This window comes from Kocuria oxytropis (assembly GCF_040981195.1).
GTDB lineage: Bacteria > Actinomycetota > Actinomycetes > Actinomycetales > Micrococcaceae > Kocuria > Kocuria oxytropis.
This window is the reverse complement of sequence record NZ_JAVFXA010000012.1, coordinates 25,964-48,062: the sequence shown is the minus strand read 5'-3', so window position 1 is coordinate 48,062 and position 22,099 is coordinate 25,964. Positions and strand designations below refer to the sequence as shown.

Annotated in this window: 22 protein-coding genes; 17 read left to right on the top strand and 5 right to left on the bottom strand. The window is 73.7% G+C overall.

Annotated features, from left to right (window positions below; all coding sequences use genetic code 11):
- The 13 genes from folP to QYM41_RS12820 all read left to right on the top strand — a co-directional run bounded on the left by folP (nt 1) and on the right by QYM41_RS12820 (nt 12,421).
- On the top strand, nt 1-972 hold the full coding sequence (gene folP / locus QYM41_RS12880) for a dihydropteroate synthase (RefSeq protein ID WP_368800163.1): 972 nt from the start codon (nt 1-3) through the stop codon (nt 970-972).
- Nucleotides 969-1,427 carry a dihydroneopterin aldolase gene (folB, locus tag QYM41_RS12875; protein ID WP_368800162.1) on the top strand — a complete coding sequence of 153 codons (459 nt, stop codon included), beginning with the start codon at nt 969-971 and terminating at the stop codon, nt 1,425-1,427. Before folP ends, folB begins: the two co-directional genes overlap by 4 nt.
- Before the next feature lies 1 nt (nt 1,428).
- Nucleotides 1,429-1,959, top strand: coding sequence for a 2-amino-4-hydroxy-6-hydroxymethyldihydropteridine diphosphokinase (gene folK, locus QYM41_RS12870; RefSeq protein ID WP_368800161.1), 531 nt, complete (start codon nt 1,429-1,431; stop codon nt 1,957-1,959).
- An 11-nt stretch (nt 1,960-1,970) separates the two neighbouring features.
- Nucleotides 1,971-2,540, top strand: coding sequence for a DUF3180 family protein (locus QYM41_RS12865; RefSeq protein ID WP_368800160.1), 570 nt, complete (start codon nt 1,971-1,973; stop codon nt 2,538-2,540).
- A 10-nt stretch (nt 2,541-2,550) separates the two neighbouring features.
- The gene (locus QYM41_RS12860; protein ID WP_368800249.1) at nt 2,551-3,063 is read left to right on the top strand and encodes a PH domain-containing protein; all 513 of its coding nucleotides are present in this window, start codon (nt 2,551-2,553) and stop codon (nt 3,061-3,063) included.
- Nucleotides 3,060-4,577, top strand: coding sequence for a PH domain-containing protein (locus QYM41_RS12855; RefSeq protein ID WP_368800159.1), 1,518 nt, complete (start codon nt 3,060-3,062; stop codon nt 4,575-4,577). Before QYM41_RS12860 ends, QYM41_RS12855 begins: the two co-directional genes overlap by 4 nt.
- The gene (locus QYM41_RS12850) at nt 4,574-5,512 is read left to right on the top strand and encodes a Rossmann-like and DUF2520 domain-containing protein (RefSeq protein ID WP_368800158.1); all 939 of its coding nucleotides are present in this window, start codon (nt 4,574-4,576) and stop codon (nt 5,510-5,512) included. The genes QYM41_RS12855 and QYM41_RS12850 overlap by 4 nt, the downstream gene beginning before the upstream one ends.
- Nucleotides 5,509-6,387 carry a pantoate--beta-alanine ligase gene (gene panC, locus QYM41_RS12845; RefSeq protein ID WP_368800157.1) on the top strand — a complete coding sequence of 293 codons (879 nt, stop codon included), beginning with the start codon at nt 5,509-5,511 and terminating at the stop codon, nt 6,385-6,387. Before QYM41_RS12850 ends, panC begins: the two co-directional genes overlap by 4 nt.
- A 44-nt stretch (nt 6,388-6,431) precedes the next feature.
- Nucleotides 6,432-7,955, top strand: a complete 1,524-nt coding sequence (gene lysS, locus QYM41_RS12840) for a lysine--tRNA ligase (RefSeq protein WP_368800156.1) — start codon at nt 6,432-6,434, stop codon at nt 7,953-7,955.
- A 73-nt stretch (nt 7,956-8,028) separates the two neighbouring features.
- A complete protein-coding gene (locus QYM41_RS12835) occupies nt 8,029-8,244 on the top strand; it encodes a hypothetical protein (RefSeq protein WP_368800155.1) in 216 nt (71 codons plus the stop codon).
- A gap of 267 nt (nt 8,245-8,511) precedes the next feature.
- Nucleotides 8,512-8,841, top strand: a complete 330-nt coding sequence (locus QYM41_RS12830) for a histone-like nucleoid-structuring protein Lsr2 (RefSeq protein ID WP_368800154.1) — start codon at nt 8,512-8,514, stop codon at nt 8,839-8,841.
- 357 nt (nt 8,842-9,198) lie between these two features.
- A complete protein-coding gene (locus QYM41_RS12825; protein ID WP_368800153.1) occupies nt 9,199-11,763 on the top strand; it encodes an ATP-dependent Clp protease ATP-binding subunit in 2,565 nt (854 codons plus the stop codon).
- 130 nt (nt 11,764-11,893) lie between these two features.
- Entirely contained in the window at nt 11,894-12,421 is a 528-nt protein-coding gene (locus QYM41_RS12820) for an amino-acid N-acetyltransferase (RefSeq protein ID WP_368800152.1), read from the top strand.
- On the opposite strand, the gene QYM41_RS12815 is transcribed toward QYM41_RS12820, so the two are convergent.
- Nucleotides 12,405-13,382 (bottom strand): iron-sulfur binding domain-containing protein, encoded by a 978-nt coding sequence (locus tag QYM41_RS12815; RefSeq protein ID WP_368800151.1) that lies wholly within the window; start codon nt 13,380-13,382, stop codon nt 12,405-12,407. The genes QYM41_RS12820 and QYM41_RS12815 overlap by 17 nt on opposite strands.
- 24 nt (nt 13,383-13,406) lie before the next feature.
- Here QYM41_RS12815 and QYM41_RS12810 point away from each other — a divergent pair, with 24 nt between their 5' ends.
- On the top strand, nt 13,407-14,144 hold the full coding sequence (locus QYM41_RS12810) for a hypothetical protein (RefSeq protein WP_368800150.1): 738 nt from the start codon (nt 13,407-13,409) through the stop codon (nt 14,142-14,144).
- A 16-nt stretch (nt 14,145-14,160) separates the two neighbouring features.
- On the opposite strand, the gene disA is transcribed toward QYM41_RS12810, so the two are convergent.
- The 4 genes from disA to QYM41_RS12790 form a co-directional block, all read right to left on the bottom strand.
- Nucleotides 14,161-15,237, bottom strand: coding sequence for a DNA integrity scanning diadenylate cyclase DisA (gene disA / locus QYM41_RS12805; RefSeq protein WP_368800149.1), 1,077 nt, complete (start codon nt 15,235-15,237; stop codon nt 14,161-14,163).
- A gap of 7 nt (nt 15,238-15,244) precedes the next feature.
- On the bottom strand, nt 15,245-16,672 hold the full coding sequence (radA, locus tag QYM41_RS12800) for a DNA repair protein RadA (protein ID WP_368800148.1): 1,428 nt from the start codon (nt 16,670-16,672) through the stop codon (nt 15,245-15,247).
- A gap of 184 nt (nt 16,673-16,856) precedes the next feature.
- On the bottom strand, nt 16,857-17,210 hold the full coding sequence (locus QYM41_RS12795) for an ArsR/SmtB family transcription factor (RefSeq protein WP_368800248.1): 354 nt from the start codon (nt 17,208-17,210) through the stop codon (nt 16,857-16,859).
- On the bottom strand, nt 17,195-18,343 hold the full coding sequence (locus QYM41_RS12790) for an FUSC family protein (RefSeq protein ID WP_368800147.1): 1,149 nt from the start codon (nt 18,341-18,343) through the stop codon (nt 17,195-17,197). The genes QYM41_RS12795 and QYM41_RS12790 overlap by 16 nt, the downstream gene beginning before the upstream one ends.
- Nucleotides 18,344-18,645: 302 nt before the next feature.
- Here QYM41_RS12790 and pstS point away from each other — a divergent pair, with 302 nt between their 5' ends.
- From pstS to pstA, 3 genes are all read left to right on the top strand, one after another.
- Complete coding sequence (pstS, locus tag QYM41_RS12785) at nt 18,646-19,761, top strand: phosphate ABC transporter substrate-binding protein PstS (protein ID WP_368800146.1); 1,116 nt, start codon at nt 18,646-18,648, stop codon at nt 19,759-19,761.
- A gap of 173 nt (nt 19,762-19,934) precedes the next feature.
- Nucleotides 19,935-20,891, top strand: coding sequence for a phosphate ABC transporter permease subunit PstC (pstC, locus tag QYM41_RS12780; RefSeq protein ID WP_368800145.1), 957 nt, complete (start codon nt 19,935-19,937; stop codon nt 20,889-20,891).
- Nucleotides 20,891-22,024 (top strand): phosphate ABC transporter permease PstA, encoded by a 1,134-nt coding sequence (gene pstA / locus QYM41_RS12775; RefSeq protein WP_368800144.1) that lies wholly within the window; start codon nt 20,891-20,893, stop codon nt 22,022-22,024. The genes pstC and pstA overlap by 1 nt, the downstream gene beginning before the upstream one ends.
- Nucleotides 22,025-22,099: the final 75 nt, after the last annotated feature.

The window sequence follows — 22,099 nt, the reverse complement described above, 5'->3', positions numbered from 1 at the left end:
ATGACGACCCCCCACCGCGCCGACCCGGCGCCCCGGCCCACGGGCTGGGGCTCCTTCGCGGACCTGCCCACCGCGCGCACGCTGGTCATGGGCATCCTCAACGTCACCCCCGACTCCTTCAGCGACGGCGGGCAGCACGCCGGGCACGAGACCGCGATCGCGCACGGGCTGCGCCTGATGGCCGAGGGCGCCGACGTCGTGGACGTGGGCGGCGAGTCCACCCGGCCCGGTTCCGACCGGATCTCCTCCGCCGAGGAGCGGCGCCGGATCCTGCCCGTGGTCGAGGCCCTCGCCGCGGCCGGGGCGGTGCTCAGCGTCGACACGCTCCACGCCCGGACCGCCGAGGCCGTCCTGGACGCGGGGGCGCACATCGTCAACGACGTCTCGGGGCTGGCCGTGGACCAGGACATGCTCGACCTGGTCGCGGAGCGGCAGGCGCCCTACGTCCTCGTGCACGCCCGGGGCCTGCCCGACGTGCACGACTCGCGGGCCGTCTACGACGACGTCGCCGGGGACGTGCTCGGCGAGCTCGAGGCGCTGGCGGGGCGCTGCCTGGCCGCCGGCCTGGCCCCGGAGAACCTGATCCTGGACCCCGGGCTGGGCTTCGACAAGCGGGGGGCGCAGAACTGGGAGCTGCTGCGGGCGCTGCCGCGCCTCACCGCCACCGGCCACAAGGTGCTCGTGGCCGCGTCCCGCAAGCGGTTCCTCGGCACCCTGCTCGCGCAGGGCGGCGTCCCGCGCCCGGCCGCCGGGCGGGACGCGGCCACGGCCGCGGTCAGCGCCCTGTCCGCCCAGGCGGGCGCGTGGTGCGTGCGCGTGCACGACGTGCGCGCGAGCGTCGACGCCGTGGCCGCCGCGCACGCCTGGCGCGGGGTGGCACCGGCCCTGCTGCGTCCCGGCGCGGACTCCGGGACGGGCGCCGGCGCGGACGCCGGCGCCCTGCCGGCAGGATCCCCCGGAGCGCTCCGGTGAACCGGGAGCCGCACGAGGGCGCCGACGCCCGGCTGCGCCCCGGGGACCGGGCCGGCCGCCAGCACGTCCCCGTCTCCTCCGGCCGCTCCACGGACCGCCGTGACCGGATCAACCTCCTGGGGGTCGGCGCGGTCGGCTACCACGGGGTCCTCGACCAGGAGAAGCGCAGCGGGCAGCCCTTCTTCGTGGACCTGATCATGTACCTGGACCTGTCCGCGGCGGGAGCCTCGGACGACGTCGCCCGGACCGCCCACTACGGCGAGGTCGCCGAGGAGGTGCGGGACATCGTGATCGGCCCCAGCGTCGACCTGCTGGAGACACTCGCCGAGCGCATCGCCCGGCGGCTGCTCGAGCGCTTCCCGCTCGAGGCGGTGGAGGTCACCGTGCACAAGCCCAAGGCGCCCATCGAGGTGACGTTCTCCGACGTGTCCGTGACGATCTACCGGGAGCGCTGAGATGGGCACCCTGGCCGTCCTCGCCCTCGGCGCCAACCTCGGCGACCGGGAGGCCACCCTGCGCCGGGCCGCCCACGACCTGGCCGACCACCCGCGGATCACCCTGACCCGGGCCTCGCCGGTCGTGCGCTCCAAGCCGGTCGGCGGGCCGGGCGGACAGGGCGACTACCTCAACGCCGTCGTCGAGGTGGACACCGACCTGAGCCCCTTCGCGCTGCTCCGGGCGTGCCAGGAGATCGAGGAGCGCCACCACCGCCGGCGCGTCCAGCGCTGGGGGCCCCGCACCCTCGACGTCGACATCGTGGTCTACGGCGGCCTGCGCCTGGACGAGCCGGACCTCACCGTGCCCCACCCGCGCGCCGCCGAGCGCGCGTTCGTGCTCGTGCCCTGGGCCCTGATGGACCCCGGCGCCACGCTCGAGGGGCGCAGCGTCGCCGAGCTGGCCCGCCGGGCGGCCGACCTCGGCGGCCTGGGGCCCGACACCGTCCCCCTGCTCGGCGAGCTCCCCGCCCCCGGCGGGGACGGGGACTGACGGGGACCGCCGTGCACGTGCTCACGGTCCCCGCCCTGCTGATGTGCGCCGCCGCCGCCGGCGCCGTCGGCTGGACCGCGAACCGGGTGTCGACGGGGGCGGGCGGGCCGCTGCTGATCCTGCCGTGGGCCTCGCTCGCGGCCCTCGCCGCCGTCGCCGTCGCGCTCGTGGTGCTCGGCGTGCGGGTCAAGCGCCACCAGGACGGGGAGCGCCCGGAGCGCTTCGACCCGCTGATCGCGGCCCGCACCGCCGCCGGCGCCCAGGCGGTGGCCTGGGCGGGGGCGATGCTGACGGGCTGGCACGCCGCCGTCGCCGTGGAGCAGCTCGCGCTCGTGAGCGTGCGCTCCGACCAGGGCCCGCTGTGGGCGAGCCTGGTCCACGCCGGGGCGGGACTCGTCCTGGTCGTGGTGGGGTGGGTCGTGGAGGGCTTCTGCAAACTGCCGCCCGACGATCCCGACGCGGAGGAGGGCGCCGAGTACCGTAGGGGACGGCAGAAGGAGCTCCCCGAGGGAGAAGGTGGTTATGCCCGAGAGATCCGCCCGCGAGAGCGCCGGCGGCCCCGGGGCCGGGACGCCCGGTGACCGGGTGCCCCTGAGCAACCCCGCGATCGACCCCGAGGGCCTGGCCTGGGCCCGGGTCTCGCCCCGGCACGTCACCGTGGTGGTCCTCTCCACGCTCCTGTCCACCCTGTTCTGGCTCGCGGCCCTGGGCTGGCCGGCGGTGCTGGCGGCCACGGGCGTGTGGGGCGGGGCTCCGCTGGGGCTGCTGGCGCTCCTGCCGGCCGCCGTCCTGGCGGCGGGACTGGTCTCCGTGCTCCTGGCCCCGCGGCGCGTCCGGGCCATCGGCTACGCCGAGCGGGGCGAGGACCTGCTCGTGCGGCGGGGGCTGCTCTACCAGCGGGTCACGGTCATCCCCTACGGGCGGATGCAGTACGTGGACGTGTCGGTCTCCCCGCTGCAGCGCAGCTTCGGGCTGGCCACCGTGAAGCTGCACACCGCCGCCGTGGGCAGCCACGCCGAGATCCCCGGGGTGGAGCACGCCGAGGCGTCCCGGCTGCGCGAGCGGCTCACCGCCCGCGGCGAGGCCCTCCTGGCGGGCCTGTGAGCGCTGCGCCGGCCCCCGCGGCGGCCCCGCAGTGGCACCGTGTCCACCCCCTGACGCCCGTCGTCAAGGGGTGGCTCGCGATGATCGTGATCGCCGGGGCCGTGGTCAACATCCTGCTCGACGACCTCCTCAACGCCTCCCTGGGCCTCGGGGAGGCCGGACCGCCCCAGGACTTCGACCCCGCCCGGATGGGCGCCCTCTTCTGGTGGGCGCTGGCCGGGCTCGTGGGCGTCGTGCTGGTCGTGTTCGCGGCGGCCGTGCTGGTCTCGTGGTGGTTCACCCGCTATCAGGTGACCCCCGAGCACGTCCGGATCCGCTCCGGGGTGCTCTTCCGGCAGGAGCGGCAGGCCCGCCTGGACCGGGTGCAGGCCATCGACATCCACCGCCCGTTCCTGCCCCGGCTGCTCGGGCTGGCCGAGCTGAAGTTCGAGGTGGCCGACGCCGGGCAGTCCGCGGTCTCCCTGTCCTACCTCACCCATGCCCAGGCCCGCGCGCTGCGCGGGGAGCTGCTGGGCCGGCTCGGCCTGGCCGCCCCGGCACGGGGGCCCGCCGTCCCGCCGCCGGCCGGCGCGCCCGTGCGGCGGCCCGCGCCCTGGGCGGTGGCCGGGGACGAGGAGCGCCCGGTGCTCGGGGTGCCGGTGCCGCGGCTGATCGGCTCCGTGCTGGCCTCGGGCTCCGCCCTCGCCCTGGCCGTGCTGCTGGCCGCCGCCCCGCTCGCCCTCCTGGCCGACCCCCGCACCGGCCCGGCGATGCTGGCGGCCTGGCTGCCCGGTCTGGTCAGCTTCGGGGCCGTCTCCTACCGCCGGGTGGAGCAGGGCTGGTCCTTCCGGCTGCTGCGCGTCCCGGAGGGGATGCGCGTGCGCTACGGCCTCTTCTCCGTCCGCTCCCAGACCGTGCCGGCGGGACGGATCCAGGCCCTCGGCGTGGACCAGCCGCTGCTCTGGCGGCCCTTCGGCTGGTACCGGGTGCGGGTCAACGTGGCCGGCTACGGGCCCGCGGCGGGGGAGGGCGACGCCATGCGCTCCACGCTGCTGCCCGTCGGCACCCTGCCCCAGGTGCACCAGGTGCTGCACCTGGCCCTGCCCGGGGCGCGGGACGGGGACCTCGCGGCGGTGCTGCGGGAGGGCCTGCACGGGCTGGGCGCGCAGGGCCGGTTCACCACCTCCCCGCGCCGGGCCCGGTGGCTGGACCCCCTCGTGCACCGGCGGACCGGCTTCGCCGCGACCGGCGACGTCCTCGCGGTGCGCTCCGGGCGCCTGAGCCGGCGCACCGCGGTGCTGCCCCACGAGAAGACCCAGTCGGTGGCGCTGAGCCAGGGACCCCTCGAGCGGGCGCTCGGCCTCGCCGACGTCCACCTGCACTCCACCCCCGGCCCGGTCACCGTGGCCGTCCCGCACCTCGACGCCGGGGACGCCCGCGCCCTGGCCGCCGCGCAGTCGGCGCACGCGGCCGGTGCCCGTAGACTGGCCGACGGCCCGAGCCGCCCCCAGACCCCCCGGCAGGAGACAGCATGACCCACCCGTCCGACCGCCCCGGACGCCTCGGGGTCGGGGTCGTGAGCGCCGGGAAGGTCGGCGCGGTCCTGGGCGCCGCGCTGCGCGCCGCCGGCCACGCCGTCGTCGGCGTCAACGCCGTCTCCGAGGCCAGCCGGGACCGGGCCGAGGCCCTCCTGCCCGGGGTGCCCGTCCTCGACGTCCCGTCCGTGCTCGAGCGGGCCGAGCTCGTGCTCCTCGCGGTGCCCGACGACGAGCTGCCCGGGCTCGTGCAGGGCCTCGCCGACGCCGGGCTGTGGCAGGCCGGCCAGCTCGTGGTGCACACCGCGGGCCGCTGGGGCACCGGCGTCCTGGACCCGGCCCGCCGGCTGGGGGCGATCCCGCTGGCGGTCCACCCCGCCATGACCTTCACGGGCTTGAGCCTGGACCTGGCCCGGCTGAGCGACTGTTCGTTCGGGATCACCGCCCCCGCCCCGGTGCTGCCCATCGCCCAGGCGCTGGTGGTCGAGATGGGCGCCGAGCCCGTGGTGGTCGCGGAGGCGGACCGCGCGCTCTACCACGCCGCCCTCGCCCACGGCGCCAACCACCTGATGACCGTCGCCGGGCAGTCCATGCAGGTGCTGCGGGACATCGGCGTGGAGCACCCCGACCGCATGGCCGGCCCGCTGCTGCGGGCCACCCTGGACAACGCCCTGGCCGCGGGGGAGTCGGCCCTGACCGGCCCGGTGGCCCGCGGCGACGCGGGGACCGTGGCCGCCCACCGGGACGCCCTCGACGAGTACGCCCACGGCCACGGCGGCGACGACGTCCTGCTGGCCTACCTGGACCTCGCCCGCGTCACCGCCCGCCGCGCCCTCGACCGGGGGCTGCTCGACCGCCCGCGCTACGACGCCGTGCTCGCCGCCCTCGAGCTCACCCCGGGGACCGGCGGCACCGGCGGAGAGGACACCCCGTGAGCACCCCCACCCCCCGCGTCTGCCGCGGCATCGGCGAGTTCCGGGAGGCCCTCGCGGACCGGCTCCGTGCGGCCCCCGCGTCCCCTCGGCGGCCGTCGCTGGGCCTCGTGCCCACCATGGGCGCCCTGCACGAGGGGCACGGCCACCTGGTGCGCCTGGCCCGGGCCGAGAACGACGTGGTCGCGGTCTCGGTCTTCGTCAACCCCCTGCAGTTCGGCCCGGACGAGGACCTGGAGCGCTATCCGCGCACCCTCGACGCCGACGTCGAGCTGCTCTCCCGCGTCGGCGCCGACCTCGTGTTCGCCCCGTCCGCCGCCGAGATGTACCCGGACGGGGAGCCCCTGGTGCGCGTGAGCTCCGGCCGGCTCGGCTCCGTGCTCGACGGCGCCAGCCGCCCCGGCCACTTCGACGGCGCCCTCACGGTGGTCAACAAGCTCCTGAACATCACGGCCCCGCCCGTGCCAGCCGTGTTCCGGGCGTACTTCGGGGAGAAGGACGCCCAGCAGCTGCTGCTCGTGCGGCGGATGGTCGCCGACTTCGACCTCCCCGTCACGGTCCGCGCGGTGCCCATCGTGCGCGACGACGACGGCCTGGCCCTGTCCTCCCGCAACCGCTACCTGGACCCCGCCCAGCGCCGGGCCGCGCTCGTGCTCCCGCGCACCCTCCGGGCGCTCGCCGCGGGGGAGCTGGACCCCGGGGCCGCGCGGCGGCGGATCGACGCCGAGCCGATCGGGAGCGCGGACCGGGTCCGGCTCGACTACCTCGTCGTCGTCGACCCCCGCACCCTGGAGCCGGTCGAGCCGCGGCCCGGGGCCCTCGCCCTCGTGGCGGCGCACGTGGGCGGCACCCGGCTCATCGACAACCTCGTGCTGTGAGCGTCCCGGCCGGGATTTGACCCCTCCCGTTATCCTGGACAACTGTGACCAACGCGCAGAACACCTCCCCGACCGCCCAGGACGAGGCCGAGCAGGCCGAGCTCTCGGACCAGATGCAGTTCCGGCTCGCCAAGCGCGCCCGGCTGCTCGACTCGGGCCGGGAGCCCTACCCCGTGGGCGTGGAGCGCACGCACACCCTCGCCGAGGTGCGGGACGCCCACGGCCGGCTCGAGCCCGGCGAGGAGACCGGGCAGTTCGTCGGCGTGGCCGGGCGCGTGGTCTTCGTGCGCAACACCGGCAAGCTGTGCTTCGCCACCCTGCAGGAGGGGGACGGCACCCGGCTGCAGGTCATGCTCTCCCTCGCGAAGGTGGGGGAGGAGTCCCTGGGCGAGTGGAAGTCCCTCGTGGACCTCGGGGACTTCGTGGCGGTGCACGGAGAGGTGATCGCCTCCCGCCGCGGCGAGCTCTCCGTCATGGCCGACCGCTGGGACATGGCCTCCAAGGCCATCCGGCCCCTGCCCACGCTGCACCACGAGCTCAGCGAGGAGACCCGGGTGCGCCGGCGCTACCTCGACCTCATCGTCCGTCCCGAGGCCCGCGAGGTCGTGGTCCAGCGGGCGCGGATCATCCAGACGGTGCGCAACGTCCTCGTGGAGCACGGCTACGTGGAGATCGAGACCCCGATCCTGCAGCTGGTGCACGGCGGGGCCACGGCCCGGCCGTTCGAGACGCACCTCAACGCCTTCGACCAGGACATGACCCTGCGGATCGCCACGGAGCTCTTCCTCAAGCGCGCCGTGGTCGGCGGGATCGAGCGGGTCTTCGAGATCGGCCGGGTCTTCCGCAACGAGGGCGTCGACTCCTCGCACAGCCCGGAGTTCACCACCCTGGAGGCCTACGAGGCCTACGCCGACCAGTTCACGATGGCCGAGCGGATCAAGGAGATCATCCTCGCGTGTGCCGACGCCCTGGGCGTCGACACCATCGAGACGGAGCGGGGCACCATCGACCTGCGCGGGGAGTGGCGCTGGCTGTCCGTCTACCCCGCCCTCTCCGAGGCGGTGGGGCAGCAGATCACCCCGGCGACCCCCGTGGAGACCCTGCACCGGATCGCGGAGGAGCACGAGGTGCCCGTGGGCCCGATGTGGGACGCCGAGAAGTACGTGCTCGAGCTCTTCGGCGAGATCGTGGAGCCCACCCTCGTCCAGCCGACCTTCGTGTGCGACTACCCGCCCTCGGCGCAGCCCCTGGCCCGCCAGCACCGCTCCGAGCACGGCCTGATCGAGGCGTGGGACCTGATCATCGGCGGGATGGAGCGCGGCACGGCGTTCTCCGAGCTGATCGACCCCGTGGTCCAGCGCGAGCGGCTCACCGAGCAGTCGCACCGGGCCGCGGCCGGCGACGCCGAGGCCATGCGGCTGGACGAGGACTTCCTGCGCGCCCTCGAGCACGGCGCCCCGCCCATGGGCGGCCTGGGCCTGGGCCTGGACCGGCTCATCATGCTCTTCACCGACCTGGGGATCCGGGAGACCATCCTGTTCCCCCTCATGAAGCCGGAGCAGGACTGAGACCGGACCGCGGCCCCGCCGCGGTCCTCCCGTCCCCAGCCGCCGCCCAGATCCGCCCGGGAGAATCGACCCCATGGAATACATCGCTGTCCTGCTGCCCTCGATCAGCATCGGCATCATCTTCTGGTTCGTCCTGCGCTGGATCTTCCGCGGCGACCGCACCGAGCGCGCCGTCGAGGCCCGCTCGCAGGAGGACGCGGAGCGCTGGTACGAGGAGCTCAAGCGGCGCGACGGCGAGGACCTGCCCTTCGGCCGCTCCCCGCGCCGCGGCCGCGGCACGGAACGCTGAGCCGAACGCCCTCTCCGGTCTTTCCGTTTCGTGCCGGCAATTCGAATCGGTGCCGGGATTGTCCGCTATTCCGTGCTGTTGAATTCCGTTCCGGAATTGTAGGATAAAGTCGACGACGCCGGGAGTTCTGTCTCCCGGTGGTCGCCGGAATTCACGATCCGGATCAACCGGTCCGACACGGGGGAATCAGCACCGACCCAGGACTCGCCGTATTGCGGTGCGCCCCGGGGAAGGACGAGCGCCGAAAGGCGGAGGGAAGTTCACAATATGGCACAGACCGTGAAGATCATTCTCGAGGACGACCTCGACGGCGGGCCCGCCGAGGAGACCGTGCGCTTCGGCCTCGACGGCGCGCAGTACGAGATCGATCTCTCCGAGGAGAACGCGGCCAAGCTGCGTGACGCCGTGCGGCCGTTCATCAGCAAGGCCCGGCGTGCCCAGAGCAAGCAGGCGGCCAAGCAGGCCCGGCCCGCGGGGAAGTCGAACCCCGACACCGCGGCCATCCGGCAGTGGGCCCGGGAGAACGGCCACCAGGTCTCCGACCGCGGACGTATTCACCAGGACGTGCAGAAGGCTTACTACGACGCGCACCAATAGGAGCTGCGGCGCGCACCAATAGGCGCGCCCGGGGTATCCGGAGAACATGCGGAGGGGCCGTTCCGACGGCCCCTCCTTTTCCTTTCCGGGACCCCGGGGAACTCCCCGTGGTGCCGTTCCCGGCGAGGGTGAATTCTTTTCCTCATTCCATTCGCGACCTGCGCTTCTGCCGGTGCGCGGCCGGGCGCGCGCAATTCCCGCCGGGCCGTCTCGTGCCGGCGGGTCCCGGCGCCCCGGCCGGTCCTGCCCGCTGCCGCCCGCGGCGTGGTCCCCGGTGGTCTCGCCGGTGGCGAACAGCCCCCCGTTCGCCCTCCCGGGTGCGTAGCATCGGGTGCAGACATCGACTGAGGAGTATCCATGTTCGAACGCTTCACCGACCGCGCCCGCCGGGTCGTGGTGCTGGCCCAGGAAGAGGCCAGGATGCTCAACCACAACTACATCGGCACCGAGCACCTGCTGCTCGGGCTGATCCACGAGGGCGAGGGAGTGGCCGCGAAGGCGCTCGACTCCATGGGCATCACCCTCACCGGCGCCCGCGAACAGGTCCAGGACATCATCGGGCCGGGCCAGCAGGCCCCGTCCGGGCACATCCCCTTCACCCCCCGGGCCAAGAAGGTCCTCGAGCTCTCGCTGCGCGAGGCCCTGCAGCTCGGCCACAACTACATCGGCACCGAGCACATCCTGCTCGGCATCATCCGTGCCGGCGAGGGCGTCGCGGCCCAGGTGCTCACCAAGCTCGGCGCGGAGCCCCAGAAGGTGCGCTCCACCGTGCTGGAGCTGATCTCCGGCTACCAGGGCGGGGGCACCCCCGAGAAGGAGGGCGCCGGCGTCCGCTCGGCCGGCCAGTCCGAGGGCACGCCCGCGGGCTCCGCCGTGCTGGACCAGTTCGGCCGCAACCTCACCGCGGCGGCCCGCGAGGGCAAGCTGGACCCGGTCATCGGGCGGTTCCGCGAGATGGAGCGGGTCATGCAGATCCTCTCCCGGCGCACCAAGAACAACCCCGTGCTGATCGGCGAGCCCGGCGTGGGCAAGACCGCGGTGGTCGAGGGCCTCGCCCAGGCCATCGTGCGCGGGGACGTCCCGGAGACGCTGAAGGACAAGCACCTCTACACGCTGGACCTCGGCTCGCTCGTGGCGGGCTCCCGCTACCGCGGCGACTTCGAGGAGCGGCTCAAGAAGGTGCTCAAGGAGATCCGCACCCGCGGGGACATCATCCTGTTCATCGACGAGATCCACACCCTCGTGGGCGCCGGCGCGGCCGAGGGCGCGATCGACGCCGCCTCCATCCTGAAGCCCATGCTGGCCCGGGGAGAGCTGCAGACCATCGGCGCCACGACCCTCGACGAGTACCGCAAGCACATCGAGAAGGACGCGGCCCTCGAGCGCCGCTTCCAGCCGATCCAGGTGGACGAGCCCTCCGAGGCGCACGCCGTGGAGATCCTCAAGGGCCTGCGCGACAAGTACGAGGCGCACCACCGCGTCTCCATCTCGGACGACGCCCTCGAGGCGGCCGTGCACCTGGCGGCCCGGTACATCTCCGACCGCTTCCTGCCGGACAAGGCCATCGACCTGATCGACGAGGCCGGGGCGCGCCTGCGGATCAAGCGGATGACCGCCCCGCCGGAGATCAAGGAGCTCGACGACCGGATCACCGAGGTGAAGCGGCTCAAGGAGGCCGCGATCGACGGCCAGGACTACGAGAAGGCCGCCTCGCTGCGCGACACGGAGCAGAAGCTCATCGTGGAGCGGGACGAGAAGGACCGCGCCTGGCGCGAGGGCGGCGACGAGCTCGCCGAGGTGACCCCCGAGGTCATCTCCGACGTCCTCTCCGCCTCCACCGGGGTGCCCGTCTACAAGCTCACCGAGGAGGAGACGGGCCGTCTCCTGCACATGGAGGACGAGCTGCACAAGCGCATCATCGGCCAGGACGACGCCATCAAGGCGCTCTCCCGGTCCATGCGGCGCACGCGCGCGGGTCTGAAGGACCCCAAGCGCCCGGGCGGGTCGTTCATCTTCGCCGGGCCCACGGGCGTGGGCAAGACGGAGCTCGCGAAGGCGCTGGCGGAGTTCCTGTTCGGGGACGAGGACGCCCTCATCACCCTGGACATGTCCGAGTACCAGGAGAAGCACACCGTCTCCCGGCTCTTCGGTGCCCCTCCGGGCTACGTGGGCTACGAGGAGGGCGGCCAGCTCACCGAGAAGGTGCGCCGCAAGCCGTTCTCGGTGGTGCTCTTCGACGAGGTCGAGAAGGCGCACCAGGACCTGTTCAACTCGCTGCTGCAGATCCTCGAGGACGGCCGCCTGACCGACTCGCAGGGCCGCGTGGTGGACTTCAAGAACACCGTGATCATCATGACCACGAACCTGGGCACCAAGGACATCTCCCGGGCCGTTCCCGTCGGGTTCCAGACCGGCGTGGACCCTGCGTCCAACTACGAGCGGATGCAGGCGAAGGTCCAGGACGAGCTCAAGGAGCACTTCCGGCCGGAGTTCCTCAACCGCGTGGACGAGATCATCGTGTTCCCGCAGCTCACCGAGACGGAGATCGTCCAGATCGTGGACCTGTTCGTGGCCCGGCTGCAGGAGCGGCTGCGCGACCAGGGGATGTCGATCGAGCTCTCCGACTCCGCGAAGCGGTGGGTCAGCCGCAAGGGCTACGACCCGTCCATGGGTGCCCGTCCGCTGCGCCGCACCATGCAGCGCGAGATCGAGGACCAGCTCTCGGAGAAGATCCTCTTCGGGGAGATCAGCACCGGCGAGAAGATCTTCGTGGACACCGAGGGCGAGGGGGACGAGCAGAAGCTGGTCTTCTCCTCCACCCCGATGTCCGACCTCACGGGCGACGGGATGGTCGACCCGATGGGCGGCCTGGAGGACGTCGACGTCTCCCGCGGGGACGGCGAGCGCCGCTCCGAGGACTGAGACCGCCGCGCTCCGCCGGAGGGCCTGCCGCGCACCCGCGCGGCGGGCCCTCCGGCGTCCACCCAAGTGGGGACGGACCCTCGGCGTCACCCCGGCGGGTCAGGGGAGTTCGCAAGCGTACACTTGCGGCGTGACCGACCTGCGCCTGCGACCTGCCCGCACCTCCGACGTCCCCGCCATCAAGGACCTCGTGGCCCCGCTGGCGCGCGCCGGGGTGCTGATCAACAAGGACACGGTCGCCTACTACGAGGGCATCCAGGAGTTCCTGGTGGTGGAGGCCGTCGGCGACGACCGGCCCGGGCTCATCGGCTGCGGTGCCCTGCACGTGATGTGGGAGGACCTGGGCGAGGTCCGCACCCTGGCCACCTCCGAGGACTGGCGGGGCCGCGGGGTGGGGCGCACCCTGCTGGCCGGGCTGATCGAACGGGCCCGTGCCGTGGGGGTCTCGCGCGTGTTCTGCCTGACCTTCGAGGTCGAGTTCTTCAGCCGGTACGGCTTCGAGGTCATGCCCAACCAGAACCAGGTCGACCCCGACGTGTTCGCCGAGCTGCTGCGCTCGCACGACGAGGGCGTCGCCGAGTACCTCGACCTCGCCCGCGTGAAGCCCAACACCCTCGGCAACACCCGGATGCTGCTCGAGCTCAGCCCGGAAGACTGACCCCGGCGGGCCCGGACACGGCCAGCCCGTCCCGGACCAGGCCGTCCAGGGCGCGCCGGCGCTGCTCCTCCGGGGCGTCCAGCCCGTGCAGCGCGTCCAGGGCCCGCAGGGCCTCCGGCGGCATCCCGGCCCCCGCCGCCTGGTCCACGGGACCCGTGAGGTGGCGCGCCGGCACCGGCGCCGAACCGGCCCGCAGCACGGCCATGACCGCACCGCGGACCTGACGGTCCGTGCCGTGCCAGCGCTGGGCGCGCGGCGCCTCGGTCGGTTCGGGCCGGCCCGCGGCGACCCACGCGCACGCGTCCCGCACCGGGCACTGGCCGCACCGCGGGGAGCGGGCCGTGCAGACGAGGGCGCCGAGCTCCATGACGGCCTGGTTCCAGCGCACGGCCAGGGCGTCGTCGGACGGCATCAGGTCCTCCGCGAGCCGCAGCTCCGCGGCCGTCAGCGACCGTGCCGGCAGGGCCCGTCCCGTGACGACGCGGGCCTGCACCCGGCGGATGTTGGTGTCCACCACGGTCTGCCGGTCCCCGAACGCGAAGACCGCGATCGCGGCGGCCGTGTAGGCGCCCACCCCGGGCAGGGCGAGCAGCGCCCCGTGCGCGGCCGGGACCCGGCCGCCGTGCCGCTCGGTGATCTCCACGGCGGCCGCGTGCAGGCGCAGGGCCCGTCGCGGATAGCCGAGCCGGCCCCACGCCCGCACGGCCTCCCCGGGGCTCTCGGCGGCGAGGTTGGCGGGCCTGGGCCAGCGCTGCATCCACGTCCGCCACACGGGCAGCACGCGCGCGACAGGGGTCTGCTGGAGCATGAACTCGCTGACCATCACCCCCCACGGGGTGCGGGACGGGTGCCGCCACGGCAGGTCCCGGGCGGCGGCGTCGTACCAGTCGGTCACGGCCCGGTGCAGGTCCGGCGCGGCGGCGGTCGCGCGGGTGGACGCGGCGGTGTGCAGGGAGCTCATCGGAGTCCACTGTAGCCTGGGAGCATGGCGCAGAAGGGTACCGGGAGCACCCCCGGCGGACGGCCGGGGAACGGGCGGGACGAGCACGGACGAGCTCCCCGCCACCCCGGGTCCCGGCGCGAGAGCCCCGAGGTGTACCGCCGCCGCCGGCTCGTGGCGGCCCTCGCCGCGGGCGTGCTGCTGGTGCTCGTGGCCGTGGGGGCGGTCTCGGCCCTCGCGGGTGTGCTGGGCTCCGAGGAGCCCACGGACACCCCGGCCCCGGACACCGCCACGGCCTCCGCCGCCGCGGCCTCGGCGGAGCCCTTCGCGGACTTCACCCCGCGGCCGGACGAGAGCGCGTCGGCCTCGGCGTCCGCGTCCGCCACGGAGGGCCCGGTCCAGGAGTGCGGCCCCGACCTCGCCGTGCGGGCCTCCACGGACCGGGAGAGCTATCCGGAGGGCGTGGAGCCGGTCCTCGTGCTGACCCTGGAGAACACGGGGGAGGACCCCTGCCGCGTCAACGCGGGCACCTCCCGGATGGTCTACGAGGTGACCTCGGGCGCGGACATCGTCTTCGACAGCCGGCACTGCCAGGCCGGCGCCGAGGACACGGAGGTCACCCTCGAGCCCGGCCAGGAGCAGAGCGCCCGGCTGACGTGGAACCGTCTGCGCACCGCCGAGGGCTGCGCGGAGGCGGGGGGCGAGGCCCAGCCCGGCTACTACCGCCTCGTGACCTCCCTGGGGGAGCGCACCGCGGAGCCGGCGCCGTTCGTCCTCGAGTGAGCGCGCCGGTCGCGGCTCACATGAAGCGTTCGAGCAGGCTGGTCTCGGCCATCCGGGACAGGGACTCGCGCACCGTGCGGGCCCGCTGCTCGCCGATGCCCTCGACCGCCTTGAGGTCCTCGAGGTTGGCGGCCATGAGGGACTGCAGCCCGTCGAACTGGCGCACCAGGCGGTTGGCCACCGCCCGCGGCATCGACTTGATGCCCTCCAGCAGCCGGTAGCCGTGCGGGTGCAGGTCCGTCTCGAGGCTGCCCTGCGGCTCGATCAGGCCCACCGACACGGCGATCCGCTGCAGGTCGATGAGCTCGGCCGGGGTGAGCTCGGCGAGCCGTCCCAGTCCCTCCTCGATGCCCTCCATCGGGGTGCCGTCGGGCAGGTAGTCGCGCAGCACCACGTCCGGCCCCGGGCCGTTGCCCGCGGTGAGCTCCTCGAGCTGCAGGGCGATGAGCCGCCCGTCCACGCCGAGCTCGAGGACGTACCAGCCGATCTCGGAGGAGATCCTCCGGACCATCTCCATGCGCTGGAGGGTCAGGGCGACGTCCCGCACCGTCACGGACGCCTCGATCTCGAGCGAGGAGAGGTTCCCGAGCACCTGCTCCATCCGGTGGCTGTAGTGCTCGAGGGTCTGCAGGGCCTGGTTGGCGCGGGCCATGATCGACTGCGAGCCCTCGATGGCGTAGCGGGTCTCGCCCAGGTAGATCGTGATGACGCTCATGGACTGGCTCACCGAGATGACCGGCACCCCGGTCTCCTTGGCGGTGCGCTCCGCGGACCGGTGCCGGGTGCCGGACTCGGTGGTGCCGATCGAGGCGTCCGGCACGAGCTGGACCCCGGCCTTGAGGATGCGGGTGGCGTCCCGGTCGCAGATGATGGCCCCGTCCATCTTGGCCAGCTCCCGCAGCTTGGGCGCCGAGCAGTCGGTGTCGATGTCGAAGCCGCCGGAGCAGATGGCCTCGACGGATCGGTCGAATCCGAGGACGATGAGCCCGCCGGTGCGACCGCGCAGGATCCGTTCGAGACCGGTGCGCAGCTCGGTGCCCGGCGCGATGCGGGCCAGCGTCTTGCGCAGTGCGTTCTCAGGGGTCTTCGCCACGGTCACATCATACGGCCGCGGCGGCCTGCCGCCTGCGGGCCGGTGCGGCGGCGGAGGAGGGGAACAGCAGCTCCATGGCGTCGCCGATCGTGGTCACCTCCCGGACGGTGAACCCGGCCGGGACCGGGCCGGGACCGGTGGGGCTCGCGGGCACGACCGCGTGGGTGAAGCCGAGCCGGGCGACCTCCTGGATGCGGCGCCCGATGCCCGGGACGGGCCGCACCTCGCCCGCCAGGCCCACCTCCCCGAAGCACACCAGCCGCTGCGGCAGCGGCCGGTCCTGGGCGGCCGAGGCCAGCGCCATGGCCACGGCGAGGTCGGTGGACGGCTCGGTGAGCTTCACGCCGCCGACCGTGGAGACGTAGCAGTCCAGCCCCGCCAGGTTCACCCCGGCCCGCCGCTGCAGCACGGCGAGCAGCATGGCGACCCTCGAGGAGTCCAGGCCGGCGGTGGCCCGCCGCGGCTGGGCGGTGGAGGAGCGGTCCAGCAGCGCCTGCACCTCGGCGAGCAGGGGCCGGCGGCCCTCCAGGGTCACCGTGAGGCACGTGCCGGACACGGGCAGGGCCGTGCGGGAGACGAACAGGCCAGAGGGGTCCTCCACGCTCGTGATCCCGGTCTCGGTGAGGTCGAAGCAGCCGACCTCGTCCGTGGGGCCGTAGCGGTTCTTGACCGCGCGCAGCAGCCGGATCCGGGAGTGCTTCTCACCCTCGAACTGGCACACGACGTCCACCAGGTGCTCGAGCAGCCGCGGCCCGGCGATGGAGCCGTCCTTGGTCACGTGCCCCACGAGCAGCGTGGTCATGTTCCGCTTCTTGGCCGCGGCGATGAGGGAGGCGGCGACCTCGCGGACCTGCGTGACCCCGCCCGCGGAGCCCTCGACCTCGGCGCTGGCCAGCGTCTGCACGGAGTCGACCACGAGCAGCCGCGGGGAGATCGTCTCGATGTGGCCCAGTGCCGTGGCCAGGTCCGTCTCGGCGGTGAGGTACAGGGTGGGCGCCACGGCGTCGATCCGGTCCGCGCGCAGCTTCACCTGCGCCGCGGACTCCTCGCCCGTGACGTAGAGGACGTCGCGGGTGCCCGTGCCCGCGCCCTCCGCGAAGCGCGCGGCGACGTCGAGCAGCAGCGTCGACTTGCCGACCCCGGGCTCGCCGGCCATCAGCACGACCGCGCCGGGCACGAGCCCGCCGCCGAGCACACGGTCCAGCTCGGGCACCCCGGTGGGCGCCGAGGTCGCCACGGTGGCGTCCACCTGGGCGATGGGGCGGGCGGGCTCGGCGATCGAGCGGGCGGCGGTGGTGCGGGCCTTGTGCTCGCCGATCTCCTCGACCGTGCCCCACGCCTGGCACTCCCCGCAGCGGCCCACCCACTTGGCCGTGCTCCAGCCGCACTCGGTGCAGCGGTAGGCGGGGGAGTTTCGGCGGGTGCGGGTGCTCATGGCGTCCAGGCTAGCCGCCGCGTCGGACGGCACAGCGCGTGGACCGGGACGGGGCGTCGGGCGGCTCGGGGCGTGGGCCGGGACGGGGCGTCGGGCGGCTCGGGGCGTGGGCCGGGACGGGGCGTCGGGCGGTTCAGCGCGTCGGACGGCACAGGGCGGCGGACGGCACAGGGCGGCGGGCGGCTCAGCGCAGGTCGAGGAGGGCCCGCAGCTCGGCGAAGGCCTCGGGCACCACGGAGCAGTGCGCCCACTTGCCGCGCTGCTCGCGGGTGACCAGGCCGGCGTCGACGAGCCTCTTCAGGTGGTCGCTGACCGTGGGCCGGCTGATGCGGAGGTCGTCGGTGAGGCTGCGCACGCACACGGTCTCGCAGCCCTGGGCGGCCACGTGGGAGAGCAGGCGCCGCCGGGCGCTCGCAGACGGCCGCCGCCTACCTCGCCCACCTCTCGAGCGGGCGCATCGAGGTGCGCTCGGCCGGCTCCGGCCGCGAGCACTCCGTCCTGCGGATCCGGTCGCGGCGCTGCTCAGGCGCGGTCCCAGCCCTCGAGCCGGGGGAGCTGGTCGCGCGCCTCCTCGTGGGTCATCCCGGCGGCCTCCAGGAGGTCCACGACCATCGGGCGCATGTCCAGCACCAGGGTCTCGCCCTCCATGGTGCGCACCCCCATCTGCCCCGGGTGCAGGCGCCCGGCCACGTTCGCCAGCTCGTTGCGGGCCTGACGCAGATAGCTCTCCCGGGACCCGGGAGCGGCCACCGCGAGCGCGTTGCCCAGGGTGGTGACGGCATCCGCGAGGTCGTCGAGGGCGACGCTCATGGCGACCACGGCCTCCTCGGAGAGCGTCACGTGGTTGAGCACGGAGGCGAGCCGGCGGGTGAGGACGCGGGCATTGCGCACCGCGAGGTCCAGGTAGCGGATGGAGTGCGCGATGCCCTCGATCTCGGCCCGGCGGCCGCGGTACAGGGGGGAGGCCGTGACGATCTCGAGGGCCGACTTCAGCCCGGACGTCACGGAGTCCACGAGCGGCTGCGTCTGGCGGGCCCGGACCAGGGCGTGCCACGCGGCGGTGGCGTCGTCGTCCTCCATGGCCCGGCTCGCCTCGCGGAGCACCCCCGAGAACTCGTCGACGAGCGCCCGCAGTCCCTGGCGGGGCTGGCTGCGCGGGTCCGTGGGCACGAAGTAGGCCATGGCCAGGGCGCACAGCCCGCCCACGACCGCGTCCGTGGACCGGGCGAAGACCCCGTCCTGGGAGGGCGGGAGCAGGACCACGAGCACGGACTGCAGGCCCATCTGGGTGGTGAACAGCGTGCCGTTGTCCAGGAAGCGAGCGAGCAGGATCGAGGTCATGAGGACCACGCCGGCCTGCCACACGCCCGTGCCCAGGACGTGGATCAGCGCGTCCCCCACGGCGATGCCTAGGGTGCAGCCGATCGAGACCTCGAGGACCCGCCGGTAGCGCAGCCCGCCCGTTGCGAACCCCAGGGAGACGAGGGCGGCCGTGGCCGCGAAGATGGGCCCGGTGTGGCCCAGGAACTGCTCGGCGATCAGATAGGCCCCCACACTGGCGACCGTGATCTGGAAGCTCTGGAGCACTCCCGTCCGGACGCGGGTGAGGCCGACCCGGGTACGGCTGCGCACCGCGCGGGCCGCGGCTCGCGTGCGGTCGCCTGGCTGCATGGGGCCATCCTAGGCGAGCGGTGCGGAGCCCCCGGCGCCCCGGCCCGGGGCCGTCGACCCGGCCCCGGAACGGGGGCGGCGGTGTGAGATCCGCAACTCCGGCACGGCTTCCGGCACCGGTGTTCACCCTCCGTTCACCTTGCCGGGTCAAGCTGGCCACCTGCGCTCCCTAGCGTCTCTGGGTGAGAGGTCCGCGGTCGCACCGCAGGTCCGCCTCTCGCACCGGCCCGGAACCCGTCCGGCGCCACCTCGAACGACGGCCCCTCCGTGGGGCACCACTGTGATCTGAAGGGGCTATTCACGTGAAGGTTTCCCACCTCGGCCGTACCGCGGCCGTCCTGGCCATCGGCTCGCTCGCACTGACCGCCTGCGGCTCGGACAACGCCACGGGCGAAGGCTCCGGCTCCGCCGGGACCTCGGCCTCCGGCGCCGGCGTCTCCGGCACGCTGACCGGGATCGGCGCGTCCTCGCAGCAGGCCGCGATGACGGCCTGGCAGGACGGTTTCCAGACCGCCAACCCCGAGGCCCAGGTGCAGTACTCCCCGGACGGCTCCGGTGCCGGGCGCGAGGCCTTCACCGCCGGCGGCGCCGACTTCGCCGGCACCGACGCCTACCTCGACGAGGAGGAGTACGCGGCCTCCCAGGAGGTCTGCGGCCCCGACGGCGGCTTCCACATCCCGGCCTACATCTCCCCGATCGCCGTGGCCTTCAACCTGCCCGGCGTGGAGACAGTGAACATGGACGGGGAGACCCTCGCCAAGGTCTTCACCGGCGAGATCACGACCTGGAACGACCCGGCGATCGCCGAGCTCAACCCGGACGCCGAGCTGCCCGACACCCGGATCACCGTGGTGCACCGCAACGACGAGTCCGGCACCACCGAGAACTTCCAGGAGTACCTGGCCGCGGCCGCCCCCGAGGTGTGGACCGAGGAGGTCTCCGGCAACTGGCCGTCCCAGTGGGCCGCGGAGAACAACAAGGGCACCGCCGGGGTGGTCCAGTCCACCAACGCGACCGAGGGCGCCATCACCTACGCCGACGCCTCCGCCGTGGGCGACCTCGGCACCGTGGCCGTGCGGGTGGGCGAGGAGTACGTCGAGTACTCGCCGGAGGCCGCGGCCACCGCCGTGGAGAACTCCACGCCCATCGAGGGGCGCGCCGAGTACGACATGGCGATGGACCTCGCCCGCGACACCACCGCCTCCGGCTCCTACCCGATCGTCCTCGTGTCCTACCACCTGTACTGCTCGCAGTACGATTCGCAGGAGACCGCCGATCTCGCCAAGGCCTTCGGCGAGTACGTGATCAGCGAGGAGGGCCAGCAGACGGCCGCCGACGCGGCCGGCTCCGCCCCGATGTCGGAGAGCCTGCGCACCTCCGCGCAGGAGGCCCTCGACCAGATCACGGTCGCCGGCTGATCTTCGTTCCACCGCTCCCGTTCGGCGCGGGCCGGGCCCTCGCGCCCGCGCCCGCGCCGAACGGGACATTTCTGTGTGTGGCGTCCTCGACGTGAGCCGCCTCACCGGATCCCGGCGCCGGGACCGATCCCGTCCGGCGCAGCTCGTTCCAGGCCATCGAAGGGGCGTACGACATGTCCACCACCCTCACCACCCAGGAGCCCTCCGCGCTCGCCGAGGACGCGGCGTCCGGCGGCCGGGCGGGTGACTCCGTCTTCGCGGGGTTCAGCCTCGGCGCGGGCATCCTGATCCTCGCGTCCCTGGCAGCGGTCGCGCTGTTCCTCTTCCTGGAGGCGCTGCCCACCTTCCAGGCCCCCGCCGAGGAGATCACCGGCGGCGCCGGCTTCTGGTCCTACATCTGGCCCCTGATCATCGGCACCGTGATCGCGGCCGTCATCGCCCTGGTGATCGCGACCCCCATCGGGGTGCTGGTGGCCCTCTACATCTCCCACTACGCCCCCGCGCGGATCGCCAAGCCCGTGGGCTACGTGATCGACCTGCTGGCCGCGATCCCGTCCGTGATCTACGGCGCGTGGGGCACCACGGTGCTCGCCTCCGCGCTCGTGCCCTTCTACGCGTGGCTCACCGCGAACCTCGGCTTCATCCCCCTGTTCGCCGGCCCGGCCTCGCAGACGGGCAAGACCATGCTCACGGTCGGCATCGTGCTGGCCATCATGATCCTGCCGATCATCACGGCCATGTCCCGGGAGATCTTCATCCAGACGCCCAAGCTGCACGAGGAGGCGGCCCTGGCACTGGGCGCCACCCGGTGGGAGATGATCCGGATGACCGTGCTGCCCTTCGCGCGCCCCGGCATCATCTCCTCCGTGATGCTCGCCCTCGGCCGGGCGCTCGGCGAGACCATGGCCGTGGCCCTCGTGCTCTCGGGCGGCCCGCTGACGGCCTCGCTCGTGCAGTCCGGCAACCAGACCATCGCGGCCGAGATCGCGCTCAACTTCCCCGAGGCCTACGGCCTGCGGCTGTCCGAGCTCATCGCCGCCGGGCTCATCCTGTTCCTGATCACCCTGGTCGTGAACATGATCGCCCGCGCCATCATCGCCCGCTACAAGGAATTCTCGGGAGCCAACTGATGTCGACCGCATCCCTCCGCCAGTCGAACGCGTCCCCGGGCCCCGCGGGGCGCCGGCCCACGCTGACGCGCAACCAGAAGCCGACGTGGCTCGTCCCGGTGATCGCCCTCGCCGCCGTGGTGGTGGGCGCCGCCCTGGCCGCGCTGCTGGGGTTCTCCACGGTCCTCTGGGCCGTCCTCGCCGTCGTGCTGTTCCTCGTGGCGGCCCCGGTCGCCGTGACCGCCGTCGAGGGCCCGCGCAAGGGCGCCGACTCGCTGATGACCTACCTGGTCCACGCGGCGTTCCTCCTGGCGGTGATCCCGCTGATCTCCGTGATCTGGACGGTGCTCGCCAACGGACTGCCCGGGCTGACCTCCAACCTGCTGCTGACCTCCATGAACGGCGTCACGGGCGCCACGGACAACACCGCGGTCGCGGAGGGCGGGCCCGTGCTGGGCGGGGCGTACCACGCGATCGTGGGCACCGTGTCCATCACCTTCTGGGCCACGCTCATGTCCGTGCCGATCGGCCTGCTCACGGCGATCTACCTCGTGGAGTACTCGAAGGGCGGCTGGCTCGGGAAGTCGATCACGTTCTTCGTGGACGTCATGACCGGCATCCCCTCCATCGTGGCGGGCCTGTTCGCGGCCGCGCTCTTCGGGCTCCTGTTCGGTCCGTCCACCCGCTTCGGCTTCGTGGCTGCGGTCGCGCTGACCGTGCTGATGATCCCCACGGTCGTGAAGAACACCGAGGAGATGCTGAAGATCGTCCCCAACGAGCTGCGCGAGGCGGCCTACGCCCTGGGCGTGCGCAAGTGGCGGACCATCCTCAAGGTGGTCATCCCCACCGCGATCTCCGGCATCGCCTCCGGGGTGACCCTGGCGATCGCCCGCGTGATCGGGGAGACGGCCCCGCTGCTGGTCACCGCGGGCTTCGCGACGGCCATCAACTGGAACTCGTTCTCCGGCTGGATGACCACGCTGCCGACGTTCATCTACTACCAGATCCTCACGCCCACCTCGCCCACCAACCCGGACCCCTCGCAGCAGCGGGCCTGGGCGGCCGCGCTGATCCTGATCCTGATCGTGATGCTGCTGAACCTGATCGCCCGGCTCGTCGCCCGGGCGTTCGCCCCCAAGACCGCCGGCCGCTGACGCACGGCGCTCCCACCGGAGCGCCTGCGCGCAGCGCCCGACCCGCCCGCACGACCTCTGCGAGAAAGAAGCAAG